This is a genomic window from Flectobacillus roseus, assembly GCF_030056595.1.
GTDB lineage: Bacteria > Bacteroidota > Bacteroidia > Cytophagales > Spirosomataceae > Flectobacillus > Flectobacillus roseus.
Window position 1 is genome coordinate 65,693 of record NZ_JASHIF010000010.1, and the last position, 15,264, is coordinate 80,956.

Annotated in this window: 11 protein-coding genes and 2 tRNA genes; 10 read left to right on the top strand and 3 right to left on the bottom strand. The window is 37.5% G+C overall.

Annotated features, from left to right (window positions below):
• Nucleotides 1-178 precede the first annotated feature (178 nt).
• From QM524_RS12810 to QM524_RS12835, 6 genes are all read left to right on the top strand, one after another.
• Nucleotides 179-4,270 carry an AAA domain-containing protein gene (locus QM524_RS12810; protein WP_283344908.1) on the top strand — a complete coding sequence of 1,364 codons (4,092 nt, stop codon included), beginning with the start codon at nucleotides 179-181 and terminating at the stop codon, nucleotides 4,268-4,270.
• 84 nt (nucleotides 4,271-4,354) lie between these two features.
• Complete coding sequence (locus tag QM524_RS12815; RefSeq protein ID WP_283344909.1) at nucleotides 4,355-5,227, top strand: UbiA family prenyltransferase; 873 nt, start codon at nucleotides 4,355-4,357, stop codon at nucleotides 5,225-5,227.
• A gap of 171 nt (nucleotides 5,228-5,398) precedes the next feature.
• A tRNA-Gly gene (locus QM524_RS12820) sits at nucleotides 5,399-5,474 on the top strand.
• A gap of 58 nt (nucleotides 5,475-5,532) precedes the next feature.
• Nucleotides 5,533-5,621, top strand: a tRNA-Leu gene (locus QM524_RS12825).
• 306 nt (nucleotides 5,622-5,927) lie between these two features.
• On the top strand, nucleotides 5,928-6,725 hold the full coding sequence (locus QM524_RS12830; protein ID WP_283344910.1) for a Rossmann-like and DUF2520 domain-containing protein: 798 nt from the start codon (nucleotides 5,928-5,930) through the stop codon (nucleotides 6,723-6,725).
• The gene (locus QM524_RS12835; protein WP_166578262.1) at nucleotides 6,722-7,234 is read left to right on the top strand and encodes a KdsC family phosphatase; all 513 of its coding nucleotides are present in this window, start codon (nucleotides 6,722-6,724) and stop codon (nucleotides 7,232-7,234) included. Before QM524_RS12830 ends, QM524_RS12835 begins: the two co-directional genes overlap by 4 nt.
• Before the next feature lie 121 nt (nucleotides 7,235-7,355).
• On the opposite strand, the gene QM524_RS12840 is transcribed toward QM524_RS12835, so the two are convergent.
• The 3 genes from QM524_RS12840 to QM524_RS12850 all read right to left on the bottom strand — a co-directional run bounded on the left by QM524_RS12840 (nucleotide 7,356) and on the right by QM524_RS12850 (nucleotide 9,745).
• Nucleotides 7,356-8,078 (bottom strand): pirin family protein, encoded by a 723-nt coding sequence (locus QM524_RS12840; protein ID WP_283344911.1) that lies wholly within the window; start codon nucleotides 8,076-8,078, stop codon nucleotides 7,356-7,358.
• A 136-nt stretch (nucleotides 8,079-8,214) separates the two neighbouring features.
• Nucleotides 8,215-8,742 (bottom strand): YceI family protein, encoded by a 528-nt coding sequence (locus QM524_RS12845; protein ID WP_095160946.1) that lies wholly within the window; start codon nucleotides 8,740-8,742, stop codon nucleotides 8,215-8,217.
• 121 nt (nucleotides 8,743-8,863) lie between these two features.
• On the bottom strand, nucleotides 8,864-9,745 hold the full coding sequence (locus QM524_RS12850; protein WP_283344912.1) for a helix-turn-helix domain-containing protein: 882 nt from the start codon (nucleotides 9,743-9,745) through the stop codon (nucleotides 8,864-8,866).
• Nucleotides 9,746-9,893: 148 nt separating this feature from the next.
• On the opposite strand from QM524_RS12850, the gene QM524_RS12855 reads away from it, so the two are divergent.
• The 4 genes from QM524_RS12855 to QM524_RS12870 all read left to right on the top strand — a co-directional run bounded on the left by QM524_RS12855 (nucleotide 9,894) and on the right by QM524_RS12870 (nucleotide 15,212).
• Entirely contained in the window at nucleotides 9,894-11,165 is a 1,272-nt protein-coding gene (locus QM524_RS12855) for a voltage-gated chloride channel family protein (RefSeq protein WP_283344913.1), read from the top strand.
• A gap of 125 nt (nucleotides 11,166-11,290) precedes the next feature.
• The gene (locus QM524_RS12860; RefSeq protein ID WP_283344914.1) at nucleotides 11,291-12,511 is read left to right on the top strand and encodes a M14 family zinc carboxypeptidase; all 1,221 of its coding nucleotides are present in this window, start codon (nucleotides 11,291-11,293) and stop codon (nucleotides 12,509-12,511) included.
• 39 nt (nucleotides 12,512-12,550) lie between these two features.
• On the top strand, nucleotides 12,551-13,183 hold the full coding sequence (locus QM524_RS12865) for an acetyltransferase (RefSeq protein WP_095160951.1): 633 nt from the start codon (nucleotides 12,551-12,553) through the stop codon (nucleotides 13,181-13,183).
• Nucleotides 13,184-13,478: 295 nt separating this feature from the next.
• Nucleotides 13,479-15,212 carry a tetratricopeptide repeat protein gene (locus QM524_RS12870; protein WP_283344915.1) on the top strand — a complete coding sequence of 578 codons (1,734 nt, stop codon included), beginning with the start codon at nucleotides 13,479-13,481 and terminating at the stop codon, nucleotides 15,210-15,212.
• Nucleotides 15,213-15,264 lie beyond the last annotated feature (52 nt).

Sequence of the window (15,264 nt, forward strand, 5' to 3'; positions counted from 1 at the left end):
TTACGAATCACTAGAAGCGTATTTGAGTACGAGTATAGTAAGTAAATTTTTGTAACAACTTGTAGATTAGTTTATTGACAAAAATAGTACTTTGCAAAGTTTACCATTGCCTATCTTTTCCTGTTAATTATTCATTTGAATTTTCGGAGTCGTACGACTCTTTAAAAATATTTTGTACGTGATAGATTATTCCTTACAAACCATACTAAAAGCTTACGCAAAACGCTTAACCAACCTAAGCGCCAAGAATAAGTCTTTGCTATTATTAAATCTCCCCAATGAGCAATTTATAGACTTACACGAACTTGATTTTTTACATAATCAACCATCGTTTATGTTAATTGAGCAGCTTATTGCTCAAAAAAATGCTATTTCTCTGTGTGATACGCTCGACCCTCGAAATGTAAAAGTTAACGAGGTAAGCAAAAGACTAAAGAAGATTTCTCGTACCGAAAAATTTATTGAAGAAGAGCGTGGAGCCAAAGATTTATATGTTGGGTATCCGATGGTAAAAGGGAAGCTGATGGACGGCACTGTAGTACGCTGTCCATTATTATTTTTCCCAGTTACGCTTACGCAAAAAGCACAACGTTTGTCGCTCAATTCGAGTACAGATACTGGTTCTGGAATTAAATGGCATTTACAGCGCCGAGAAGAGCCTGTGACCTTTAATCGTAGTTTTTTGCTAGCCTATTCGCACTTCAATGAGATTAAAATTTTCGATAATTTTTTAGAATATACCTTTGAAGATTTTTCGAAAACCTCGCTTGAGTTTAGAACACAACTCTATGAATTACTGAAGGTTTCGCCACTAAATGTCAATTTTAATCAAGAGCTTTTTACAAATCAATTACAGTATTTTGAAAAAAGTACCAAGGCTGATTTAGAGCAAATGGAGAAAAACGGCGAACTAAAATTATATCCTCAGGCAGTGCTTGGAATATTTCCACAAGCAGGATCGTTTTTAGTGCCAGATTATGATTTTTTGATAGAAGAATCTCAAAACAATATTACTGGATTATTCCGTGAAGGTGAGGCACAGTGGCTACACCCTAGCCTAAGTATGATTCAGCCCACTAAAATCCGAGAAGAGAAGCTATTAACTCCGCTGGCGATAGATGCTTCACAGGAAGAAATTATTCGGGAAGTAAAGATTGGGAAATCGCTTGTGGTGCAAGGCCCTCCAGGCACAGGCAAGTCACAGTTGATATGCAACTTGGTCGCTGACTTTACTGCACGCGGCAAATCGGTTTTGGTTGTGTCGCAGAAACGTGCTGCGCTCGATGTGGTTTATGAACGTTTGCGTCAAATTGGGATGGAACAATTTGTAGGAAGTGTTCACGATTTTAAGAATGACAGAAAAGCGCTGTACAGTCAAATTTTGCACCAAGTAGAGCAAATAGACGCTTACAAAAAGCATAATTATAGTTTAGATAGTATCTTTTTGGAACGTAGTTTTGACCAAGAATCTCGTCGGATCGACAAAATTGTAGAGGAGTTGGATTCTTTCAAAACGGCCTTGTTTGATACTTCCTTATGCGGTGTTTCGGTCAAAGAATTATATCTCACTAGCCAGCCGGATGCCCCCTATGTTGATTTAAGCAATTTTTATCAAGACTATCGTTTTGACCAGTTAGACGACTTTTTGACTCGTTTTCAAAAATATTGTCAATATACCCGTCTATTTCGTCATGATTCGATTGGGAAGAATTTTTGGAATAAAAGAAAGCGATTCAATAGCCTGACTTTTTCTGATGTAAAACACTGGCAAGAGCTTTTTTCTAAGACTTTTAAAGCTACTCAAACGGTATTTCAAGAACTTGAAAGCTTATTAGAGTCAAAAATCCAATATGATGATTTGCAGAATCTTATTCAGGAAAGAGACGAACTGAAAAGTATTAGCGCTATTTTGACCTCAAATAGCTATTTTGATGCGCTAAAGTATCGAAAACAACAAAAACACTCATTGCGAGCCTTAGAGTTTTCGCAGCTTTTTGAGCAAATCAAAGCAATATTTGGCGTAGAAGGCATCGAAATCACGTTGGATTCTTCGGCATTAAAACCATTTTTACATAAGTTAATTGAGGCACTAGATGCCAAATCTAATGCGATTGGAGGAATGGTTTGGTCACTTTTCTCTAAACAAAAAAAGGATATACAAGACGTGGTCGTAGCCAATGGGCTCACGATGTCTGCCGATGATTTGAGACGCTTACAAATGCGTATTCAAAACCGTATTCAACTTGAGGAATGGTGGACAGAGTTTGGGCATCTATTTTGGGTAAAATCTCAAGGTAATATTTCCTCAGAACGTCCTATCTGGCTAGGCAAGGGCTTTCGATGGTTTGAACGCCATTTTGAGATGATGCACAAGGCGATTCAGACAGATATGGTTTGGCAAGAAACGCACTTAAGTTTGTTAGTTGATATTTCATCATTTGATTACGAATCGGTAAAAAATCTTTTAGAAGATATACACGCATCGCTTGAAGGGTACGCTGAGACGCATGTCTATTCACAACCTTATTTGAGTGAATCTCAGTTAGAGATGTTGGCGAATATTAAAGCGTCCGAAGCGAGCGATATCATCGCTTATCTTGACGAGCATTTTGATTTGATGCTCGAAGCAGACGAAATCCATCGCTCCTTTTCTTCTAGGGAAATGGACTTAATTAGTTTGCTAGAAAAAGAGGCGAATCTCGAAGATTCGCCTATCGAATTATTTACCAATAATTTAAAACTAGCTTGGATTGAGGCGATAGAGCAGCGTTACCCTATTTTACGAGGTGCTAGCACACTCAAGTTGCAACAATTAGAAGAAGATTTGCAAAAATCCATTGAGCAAAAGCAGCAGCTTAGTAAGGAGATTTTGCAACTCAAACTCCGTGAAAAAACGTACCAGTCGATAGAAGTCAATAGGCTTCAAAATGTTACTACATATCGTGATTTGAAGCATCAGGTTTCGAAAAAACGTAAGATTTGGTCTATCCGAAAACTTATTGCAGAGCTTTCAGATGAAGTATTCAATCTGATTCCTTGCTGGTTGGCTTCACCAGAGACAGTTTCGGCAATTTTTCCTTTGACGACTCATAATTTGGCTATTTCGGAGAAAAACTCCACTGGATATCATCCTGTTATGTTTGATTTAGTCATTTTTGATGAAGCCTCTCAGTGTTACGCAGAACAGGGAATTCCTTCGATTTTTAGAGGAAAACAAACAGTAATTGCTGGGGATTCGAAACAACTACAACCCTCCGATTTGTATCGTATCCGTTTTGATGATGAGGATGAAGATATTCCTGCTTTAGAAGTCGATTCGTTCTTGGATTTAGGATGTCAATTTTTACCACAAATGCAGTTGCGTGGGCATTATCGAAGTCGTTCGCTAGATTTGATAGATTTTTCAAATCAACATTTTTATCAGAACTCTCTTCAGCTTTTACCAAGATTTGAGGATATGAATGATAGTGACTCCTCAATTGAGTATATTCAAGTATCAGAAGGTATTTGGAATAATCATTGTAATGCCGTTGAAGCTGATGTTATTTTGACCTTAGTAAAAGAATTACGGGCAAATACACCCGATAAATCCATTGGAATCGTAACTTTCAATTATCGTCAGCAAGTTTATATTCAAGATTTGCTAGAGCAGCATTTGCATGCTCAAGAGAAATTGACTAAAAATGGACAAGAGCCTATTTTTGTCAAGAACATAGAAAATGTTCAAGGCGACGAAAGAGATATTATTATTTTCTCGGTAGGTTATGCTCCTGATGCTACAGGGCGTTTTACGATGAACTTTGGGACCTTGAATATGTCTGGAGGTGAAAACCGACTAAATGTTGCTGTAACGCGTGCCAGAGAGCGTGTGTATGTCATTACGAGTATTGCTCCTGAGCAATTGAAAGTAGATGATGCCACGCATGAAGGACCTAAATTATTAAAACATTATTTAGAATATGCTCGTCGAGTTTCGGAGGGATTATATTCTCCTCAGCCTCATATTTCAAAAAACTATTGGGCTGAATGGCTGTTGAAAGAACAATTAAGCAAGAAAGTAGTTTCGTTCGTAAAAGAACTTCCTTTTGCAGATTTGACAGTTAAATCATCGCAACAGTACCAAGGTGTTGTGCTTACCGACGATGATTTGTTTTATGATGCACGTTCTGTAAAAGAGTCTTTTGCGTATTTACCATTGGAATTACAGCGTAAAGGGTGGAGTTTTACCCGTTATTATAGCCGTCAGCTTTGGAAAAAGGTTATCCCTTGATTTTAAGTATGAAGGTTTTGATTCTCTCACATTGAATCTGTCTCATCGAGGCAGATTCAATATACAATTTTAACCTTCAAACTCATGAAAAGTACGTTACTGCATTTGAGAATTCCCTTCTCATTTTTTTTAATGCCAGTATTTTGGTTTGCACTTAGCCAATCATCTACTCTACATACCGATAAAGCCATTTTAGTCTTTATTCTTTTGCATTTGCTGATATATCCTGCCTCAAACGCCTACAATAGCTTTTATGATAAAGATGAGTCTTCCATTGGTGGTTTAGAGAATCCCCCACCCGTAACCAAGGACTTGTATTACACCGCTTGGAGCCTTGATATTGCAGCCATTATTTCAGCTTGGGTTTTCGATTCTTGGATTTTGGCACTGGGCTTATTCTTGTACAGCACAGTTTCCAAAGCCTATTCTTATGATAAAGTTCGCTTAAAAAAATATCCAATTATCAGTTGGTTGACAGTCGGCGTGTTTCAAGGAGGTTTTACCTATTTGTTAGTATTACAATCAGCGGGACAATTGACTTGGTCAGAATTATTTTCTTCAAATAACCTTTTACCAGCAGTCTTGAGTACTTGTAATCTTTTAGGTTTTTATCCAATGACACAAGTGTATCAGCATGAAGAAGATGCAAAACGCGGAGATTTGACAATAAGTAGACTATTGGGTATTAGAGGAACATTTTTGTTCACAGCAGGGATTTTCTCTTTAGTTACTGTTGGCTTTTACTTCTTTTTTGCAGGAAAAATGATGATGGGATTTCCTATTTTTCTTATTTACTTGCTGATTTTATCTCCAGTTTTACTTTTTTTCAACTTATGGTTTATTAAAGTTTTGAAAAATGAAGCATTCGCAAACTTTAAAAATACCATGATATTGAATTTTTTGGGCGGAATTTGCTTGAATGCCTTTTTTATCCTGATTTTTTTGAAAAAAAGTTAAGAAATTAGTGGTTTTGCAAGAAAATGATAATCAGTAAATTACGGAAACATTATCAAATAATTTAAAAAAAAGTTAAATTTTTTTTCATCAAACACTTGCATAGTAAAATTATACCCCCTAATTTTGCATCACAATTCAGCGACAAAGTAACGTTGATAACAAAAAGAAAATGCGAAAGTAGCTCAGCTGGTAGAGCGCAACCTTGCCAAGGTTGAGGTCGCGGGTTCGAACCCCGTCTTTCGCTCCACTTTAAAGCACCAATCTGGTGCTTTTTAAGTTTAGTAGGTCGGTGTAAATTGACTGAAGCCAGGGTGGTGGAACTGGTAGACACGCAGGACTTAAAATCCTGTGAGCCGCAACGCTCGTACGGGTTCGATTCCCGTCCCCGGTACCACTTCTAAAGAGAGTAATCAGCAATGGTTACTCTCTTTTCTCTTTTATAAGCTTTTCTATCTGCTTTTAGTTTTGCCAAAATATTCCTTTCCAGCGCTTTGCTAAAGTATTTTCTGAAAATGTAATTTATACTGAAGCCAAAATACCATGCAGCAACTACTTTAATTTTTCAATTGATCCTTTCGCAGTGACCACTGAATAGTATTTAAATCGATAAAATACCGTTCCATAACTTATTTATCATAAAATTCTATTGAATAGCCTTATCTTTGTTAGATACAGTTAATCATTTATTCTTTACAAGCAGGTGAAAATATCATTCATTGGAGCTGGCAATGTGGCATGGCATCTTTCTCAAGCACTCGAAACAGCTAATTACGATATTGAGACGGTTTACAGTCGAAATCCATCTAATGCTCGTGCACTTACGCAACAATTGTACAATGCGCAAGTACATCGAGGTTTAGATTTTTTGGATTCTAATTCTGAGATATTCTTCCTTTGTGTATCAGATGATGCAATGGAGGAAGTTATTCGTAATTTATCACTTCCATCTGGTGCTATTTTGGTGCATACTTCTGGCTCAAAAACACTCAATGAATTGCAAGAGTTGGTAGACGTATATTTGGATGAGACTATACGTACAGGAGTGTTCTATCCTTTACAAACTTTTACAAAAATGTTCCACGTGAATTTTTCTGAAATTCCTATATGTCTGGAATCCAGTAATTTAGATGTGGAAAACTTGTTGATAACTCTCGCGCAATCCATTTCTGACGTTACTTATGCTGTAAATTCAGAGGAGAGGAAGAGCATACATTTAGCTGCCGTTTACGCTTGTAATTTTACAAATCACCTCTGGGGAATTGCACAGGATTTGATGAAAAAGAATGATTTAGAGTTTAAATTATTAGAACCTCTCATCAAAGAAACCTTGAGAAAAGCTTTGGAGTCGGAAGATATCTTTGCCGTACAAACAGGTCCTGCAAGACGTAACGATCAAAAGATTATACAGCGACAAATGGGAGCTTTAAAGGACAATTCTGGTTATAAAAAGATTTACGAAAGTATTACTGAAGATATTATTGATAAAAATACAATATGATTGACGCTCAAAAATTACAAAAAATAACCACATTCGTATTCGATATAGATGGCGTAATGACCGACGGTTCTGTTCATGTGCTAGAAACAGGAGAACATTACCGTACTTTTTATATTCGTGATGGCTATGCGTTGGAAAGAGCTATTCAGGCAGGTTATCATATCTGTGTGATTACTGGTGGCAAACACGAGGGTGTACGTAAAAGATTACAAAATCTCAAAATCCAAGATGTATTCATGGGTTCGGGTGGAAAAAGTAAGCTAGAAATTTACATACAATGGCTCGAAGATTCTGGGATTTCGGAAGATGAGATTTTATATATGGGCGATGATATTCCCGATTATCAGGTAATGTCAAGAGAAAACCTATATGCTACTTGTCCAGCAGACGCTTGCGAAGAGATTTTGGGCGTTTCTCAATATGTTTCACCTCATAATGGTGGTCGTGGTGCTGTGCGTGACATTATAGAGCAGGTAATGCGAGCACAAGAAAAATGGTTAGTATTTTAAGATAAAACAATAGTAAAACAAAAAAGCCTTAGTATATCAAAATACTAAGGCTTTTTACTTTATCACAAATCCATGAATGGATAAAAAACTAAACTAAAAGCTGACAGCTCCGAGCCATAAGCTATTCTGGAACTTCCATCAGCAACAGTTCTACTCCCGTGGTGGTTTTGAAATGTGCTTCTTGGAGATTTTCCAATCCCAATCCATCTCTTGACTTCAAATTTTCCTCGGCAACTTGCACTTCTCCTTCTATCACAAATACATATAAGCCATTGCCTGGGCGTTTTATTTGATAAGAAAAATCCTGCCCTGCTTCAAAATTACCAATGCTAAAATAAGCATCTTGGTAAATCCAAAGAGCGTCCTCTTGTTGGTCGTTGGCTGGGGCCACTACCGTTTGAAAACGATTGTGACGAGCCACTACATCAAAAGATTGCTGAGCATAACGAGGTTTGACATTTTCTTGATTAGGAAATAACCAAATCTGAAATAAAGTCAAAGGCTCGTTTTGTTGATGGTTGAACTCTGAATGATAAATACCTGTTCCGGCACTCATTACTTGAATTTCGCCCGCCGTTATAGTTCCATAATTACCAAAGCTATCTTTGTGTGCCACTACCCCACTAGTCGGAATCGTGATGATTTCCATGTTATCATGTGGGTGCATTCCAAAGCCCATTCCTCCTGCGATATAATCATCGTTTAGTACTCGCAAGGCTCCAAAATGGACGCGAGAAGGGTCATGATAGTTTGAGAACGAAAAGGTATGTTTTGCTTTGAGCCAACCATGATCGGCTTTTCCTCTTGTATCTGCAAGATGGAGGGTTTTTTTAAGCGGTTTCATCAGAAACTCCTTTCTGGGTATAGGTTTTCAGCGTAGTGTTTTTGTAAAACAAGAAAGTATGCTGAAAACCTAATTGATAAAATGTATTACATAGAGAGATAGAAAACCAAAAGCTAAAAACCTCTCTTTGTCTATATTACGCTTGTTTCACCAACTGAATGTTAGCTACTAATTTTACTTCTTCACTTACCAATGCACTACCAGCTTCAGTAATAGCGTTCCAAGTCAAACCGAAATCTTTACGGTTGATTTTACCTGTTACTTCAAAACCAGCTTTTACATTACCCCAAGGGTCAGTAGCAACACCTTCGAAGTCAACATCCAAGGTAACTGGAAGTGTTACTCCTTTGATAGTCAAATCACCTTTCAATTCAAAATCGCTACCATCTTTTACAAATGAAGTAGATTTGAATGATAAAGTTGGGAATTGCTCAACATCGAAAAAGTCAGCGCTTTTTAAGTGACCGTCACGTTGTTCGCTTTTTGTATTGATAGAGGCTGTATTAGCTTCGAATGAAATGCTTGCATTTTCAAATCCTTCTTCTGCTTCTACTGCACCTGAAAATTCTTCAAAATGACCTGTTACGGTAGTGATTACTAAGTGTTTTACTTTGAACTGGATTTCTGAGTGTGAAGGGTCGATTGCCCAAGTGTTAGTTGCCATGACTTTGTATGTTTAAATGTTGTTTGTTTTAATTTGATAATGCAAATCTATGTATATACATTAAATGTTATGATATATAATTTACGGATAAACTTGTCGATTTTACGGATTATCAAAAAAATTAGCGTTTTGAGTGGCTGGCAAGCTGTTTTTTGTACTCAGAAAAGGTTTGTCCTGTATAGTTTTTGAAGTATTTAGAAAAGTGTGCTTCATCTTCGAAGCCCAAATCGAAGGCAATTTCTTTGGCTGATACCATCCCAAAATTGGCTTTGCGTTTAATTTCCAGAATCACACGTTGCTTGATATGTTCGGAGGCTGGTTGTCCCGTCACTTTTTTGACAGTATCATTCAAATGGCTTGGTGTAACACTCAATTGATCGGCATAATCAGCAACTTTGTTTTTTTGACTAAAACGAAGTTCTACCAAATCCTGAAATCGTCTGACCAAACAAACAGATTTTGAAGATTCGTCGTGTGTCGGAGCTAATTGACTCGAAAATAATCGTGCACATTGTATCAAAAACATTTTGATTAAGCTTCTTAGCATATCTTCTTGATAAATACCATCACGATTTTGGTATTCAGCCTGAATGTTTTGAAGTATGTTTTCTAAACCAAAAGTAAGAGAGTTATCTAACGCAAAAGGCTTAAATTGAAAGGTATTGTGGAAAAGTCCAGTGTCAATCAGGAGTTCTCTATTATTTTCATAAGTAAAGAAAAAATCACTATCGAACGAAATAACATACCCACTAGGAGGCGATTGAAAATGAAAAGCGTGCGCTTGACCTGGAGAAAGAAACCAAAATGTTTGAGGATGTAATTCGAATTGTTGAAAATCAACGGTATGTGTTCCTGTGCCTTCTTTTACCCAAATAATCACATAGTAATCGTGCTTGTGCATTTCGTTGGACTGCTCAGAACGGTGTTCTTCTAGCCACTGCATGGTATTGAGTTCAAAATGAAGTTTAGAAGGAGTCACCTCTTCAAGTCGAAGTGTTTTCATAGAAATTAAAAAATTAAAAATCAGACGAGCTTTGTTTCTACGATCGGTGGTTGAATGGCATAGCTGTTCAAATATACTAAATCTTTAAAAGCGATAAGGCGATTTAGGGAAAATTGGCTGTTTTGAATCAACAACTTAACTTTGCAATATGAATTTACAACTTGTTTCACTTCAGTTTGTCATCAAGTGGCTATTGATATGTATCGTGGTCGGTTTTGTCGTAGGGAGTGCATCCGCTTTTTTTCTGGTTGCATTAGATTGGGCTACGCATTATCGTGAAAGCCATACATGGCTTATCTGGCTATTGCCATTGGCTGGTTTGGTTGTAGGTGGACTTTATCATTATTGGGGAGCTTCGGTTGCCAAAGGAAATAACCAATTAATAGAGGAATTACAAAAATCGACTCAAACGATTCCTCTACTTATGATGCCTTTAATATTGGTCACAACCGTTATCACGCATTTATTTGGAGGGTCGGCAGGTCGTGAAGGTACCGCTGTCCAAATGGGTGGAGCATTGGCGGATAACTTGTATCTCTGGGGTTCTAAACTTACTGGAAAACTAGGGTTTAAAAGAGATACCACTCATTTTGATAGAAAAATCATACTCATTGTGGGTATCAGTGCAGGTTTTGCCTCAGTATTTGGAACACCCTTGGCGGGAACAGTCTTTGCCTTGGAAGTGGCCATTATTGGCAAAATGCGCTACGAGGCTATTTTACCAAGTTTATTGGGTGCAATTGTAGCAGACTATGTTTGTCAGTCGGTTTGGCATGTGGGACACACACATTATGTTGTGAGCGAACAAACGCCTTTGATACCAACCTCACTCGTATGGGCAATGTTGGCAGGAGCGATTTTTGGACTAATGGGTTTGATATTTGCCCAAATGACACATGCTTGGGGGAATTTTTTCAAGCAAAAATTATCCTGTCCTCCCCTTCGTGCTGTAATTGGAGGTGTGCTGGTGGCGATTCTTTTGATTGGTTTCAAAGCAGAGCGATATAGCGGTCTGGGAGTTCCCGTGATTGTAGAAGCATTTCAAAAGACCGTTAATTGGTATGATTTTCTGGGAAAAACTTTTTTTACTTCTCTAACGCTAGGTTCGGGATTTAAAGGCGGTGAAGTAACGCCTTTGTTTTATATAGGGGCAACTTTAGGAAATACACTTTCTACGATAATTCCTTTACCTTTGAGTTTGTTGGCAGCGATGGGTTTTGTAGGAGTATTTTCGGGCGCATCTAATACGCCATTGGCGTGTACACTCATGGGTATCGAACTTTTTGGCGCCGAATCGGCTGTATTTATTGCTATTGCATGTATTACAGCGTATTTATTTTCTGGACATGTGGGTATTTATGCTTCTCAGATTGTTGGAGGAAATAAGGCTCCGATGAAAGAAATTAATGAGTTTTTTTAGAGAAATACTAAAGTGATTTTATCAGAGATGTTTTGGTTCAGAGAATAAATGGGTAAATTTAGATTAAACCCCTTTTGTTCCTCCATCGTCTCATGCGAAATTTTTTAATACTGGTAATTATTTTAATGACACAACTTACCCAGATAAATGCACAAGAATTACAGAAAAATCTGTTTGATTCTTATGAGCAGTTTCAAGAAAAAGCAATTACCAAACGTCGTTTTGGGCATGCTACTTTGGTAAATTTATTAGAAAAACTAAAGTCTAATCCTTTGTTTGATGTCCAAATTGCTGAAAAATCAACCGAAGGACGAGCTATTTATCAAGTTAAAGTAGGAAATGGACCTACCAAAGTGCTTTTATGGTCGCAGATGCACGGCAATGAAGCTACTGCTACGATGGCCTTGATGGATATTTTCAATTTTTTAGGAAAGGATACTCCCGCATATTCAGATTTTAAAAAGACATTACTCGAAAAATGTACTTTTTATTTTGTGCCAATGCTCAATCCTGACGGTGCTGAGGCATGGTCGAGATACACAGCTTTGGGTATAGATATGAACCGTGATGCTTTGGCTTTACAAACACCTGAAGGTCGTTTACTGAAAAATTTAGTCAAAACCTTAAAACCTGATTTTGGTTTTAATCTTCATGACAAAGACCGCAGGTATTCGGCTGGTCAGACGGGCAATTTGGCAACGATGTCCTTTTTGGCAACGGCTTACAACGAGGCTCAAGAAGTAAACGATGTTCGCAAAAAGGCTATGCAAGTAATTGTGCAGATGAATCGTGGTTTGCAACAGTATTTACCCAATTGTGTGGGCAAATGGCCGTCAGATTTTGAACCAAGAGCTTTTGGTGATAATATCCAAAAATGGGGAACTTCGCTCATCCTTATCGAATCTGGAGGGTTTAAAAACGATCCTGAAAAACAATATATTCGAAAGCTAAATTATATTTCTATTTTGTCCGCCTTAAATTCGGTTGCTACAAAGTCCTACGTCAACGAAACTACCGAGACTTATGATGCTTTGCCCGTAAATGGAAAGGCGATTTTTGATTTAATTATCAGAAATGTAACTATTCAAAAAGGTAAAGTAAGTTATGTCGCAGATATTGCTATCAATCGTGGCGAAGAACCCGTTAGTGGGGGTGATGGCTTTGTCAATACAAGCACCGTCGAAGAAATCGGAGATATGTCGGTCTTTTTTGGAACAGAGGAAATCGATGGAAAAGGATTGACAATACAAGCAAAAAAAGAAATTAGTTTAGGAATGAAAGCCGATTTTACTTTGTTGAAAAATGACGAAGTAAAATATGTGATAAAAAATGGAGTGATTCAATAAGCTCCAAAAGTCTAAAGACAGTCTAATTCAATCAAACAAATGGAAAATCCAGTGATTATTATTGGTGCAAGCGGCTTGGGCGCAGTAGCACTTGATATTTTTAAGAGAAACAATGTCGTAGTATATGCTTTTTTGGACGATAACGAGAAGTTACACAATACCGAAATAGATGATATTACAGTATTAGGGTCGCCCGACGATGAGGGATACACCAAATTGATTGGTAAAAAATGTGAAGCTTTTGTAGCAATTGACGAAACAAAGGTGCGCAAAAATATCGTAGAGATGCTTCATGATGTGCGCAAAGTACAGCCTGTCAATGCCATTCATGACCAGTCTATTATTGCTTCAACGGCATCAATTGGTCATGGTAATTTGATTGCAGCAGGTGCAATTATCAACCCAAGAGCTGAAATTGGGAACCATAATATTTTACACAGTAGAGTACTGGTCGATGTTGATGCAAAGGTTGGCGATTTTGTTCAAATCGGAGCAGGAACTGTCATTGGTGCAGGAGCAGTAATCGAGGACAATGCCTTTATTGGAACAGGTGTAACAATTGTAGGTGGCGTAAAAATTGGCAAAAGCGCTAGAATTGGCGCTGGTTCTGTCGTAATTGAAGACGTAAAAGCCAAAGAAACGGTATTTGGTAACCCCGCAAAAAAAGTATAAATAAATGATTGGCTTTGAGTATTGGAGTTGTCTAAAGTGAGAACCGATTGCTCAAAGCCAAACGTTTTTATACCAGATATTTGTAATTCTACGTTATTGCCCTAAACTATACTCAGATAATTTTACAGCAAAAGAGAAGCCAATAGCTAACAAGTCTAAAGCCATAAAATACCGAATGATTTAGCGAATTGCTTTGATTTCAAGGACTTGAAAATTATTTTAGTAACTTTGAAAAAGATTCCCTGTCGTGCTTTATTTGCCACCACAGAACCACCGAATGTACTACCCAAACAATATGCATATTACATTAAGAAATACTATCCTTGTGGGGGCTGTGTTTGTCATGAGCCATCAGGTAGGATTTGCTCAAAAGAAAGATGCCTCTACCAAAAAGATTGAAATTACCCCTGCCCAACAATTGGAGGCAGAGGGGCATTTTACTGATGGGATGAAGTACTTCATGATGGAAGATTACGACAAAGCGATTGCTCCTTTGGAAAAAGCATTGTCGATAACTCCCAAAAATAGTGGTGTTCTTTATGCTTTGGGGAAAGTATATCGTAAGTTGGAGGCTGAGGATAAAGCCATAGGATATATACAAAAAGCAATAGAGTTAGATCCTAGTAATGCCAGTTATAATGAGCTTTTAGCAGATTTATATGTCAAAAATAAACAATTTTCTGAAGCACAAACTGTGTATCAAAAATTGGTAAATCTGTTTCCAAACAACCCAGAATACTATTTGCAACAGGGCGCTTTATATATCTTCGATAATCGTTTGGACGATGCCGTGAAGGCATTTGATAGAGCCGAAAAAGTATTAGGAATTAGCGAAGAACTTTCTCGCCAAAAACAAGCTGTTTTATTAAAAGTAGGAAAAGTAGATGAAGCTATCAAGGAAGGAGAAAAGCTAATTGCTTCCGACCCTGAAGAAATAGATTATATCATAGACCAAGCTGAGTTATTGATAGCCAACAAAAGAAATGACCAAGCTATCCCCTATCTCGAAAAGATTCTGAAAATGAATCCTGGCAATGCGCAAGCGCACGTAATGTTGGCGCAGTTGTACCAAGAGAAGGGCGATATGGATAAGTGCAACAAAGAGTTAGAATTGGCTTTTGCAGATCCTAACTTGGATGTTAATGCCAAAGCTCGTATTCTTATGAGTTACGTTTCGATGATGAAGGATGAAAAGTCGAAACAAATGGCATTCAACTTAGTAAAGTCTTTGATTGTAGCTAATCCCAAAGATCCCAAATCTCATGCGATTTATGGAGATTTGTTGTTTCAAAAAGGAGAAGTTGCCGAAGCACGTAACGAATATGTAAAAGCAGCTCACTTAGATCCTTCTGTCAATGAAGTTTGGGGGCGAATCATTCAGTTAGACTTTGATTTGAATCAAATAGATAGTGCTATCGTACACTCGGAGGAGGCTATCGAAGTGTTTCCTAATCAGTCCATTTTTTGGTATTTGAATGGCTCAGCACATTATCGTAAACGTAACAACGAAAAAGCGATTGAAGCGCTCGAAGAGGCTAAGCGATTGGCACCTGAGGGATATGAGTTGGCACAACATATATTTGCGCAATTAGGCGATACTTACAATAGTATTGGCAAACATGAAAAATCGGATGAGGCATACGAAGCTGCCTTGAAAGAAGATCCAGACAACGATCATGTGCTTAATAATTACAGCTATTTCTTGTCTTTGAGAAAAGTAAAACTTGAAAAGGCAGCACAAATGGCCAATAGATTGGTTGAACGCCATCCTAACAATGGAACCTATTTGGATACATACGCTTGGGTATTGTACGAAATGAAAGACTTTGCCAAAGCGAAAATTTACTTAGAAAAAGCTGTCGAAAATAACGTCAATAAAAGTGGAACAGTCGTTGAACATTATGGAGATGTACTTTTTCAATTAGGCGAAGTTTCCAAAGCTGTAGAGCAATGGAAAAAGGCAAAAGCTATTGGAGGAACAAGCCATAATCTTGATCAAAAAATTTCGCAACAAAAGCTAATAGAATAATTCACAACAAGCATAAATTAAAGCCACAGGTTTAATTGCTTTATTGATAACA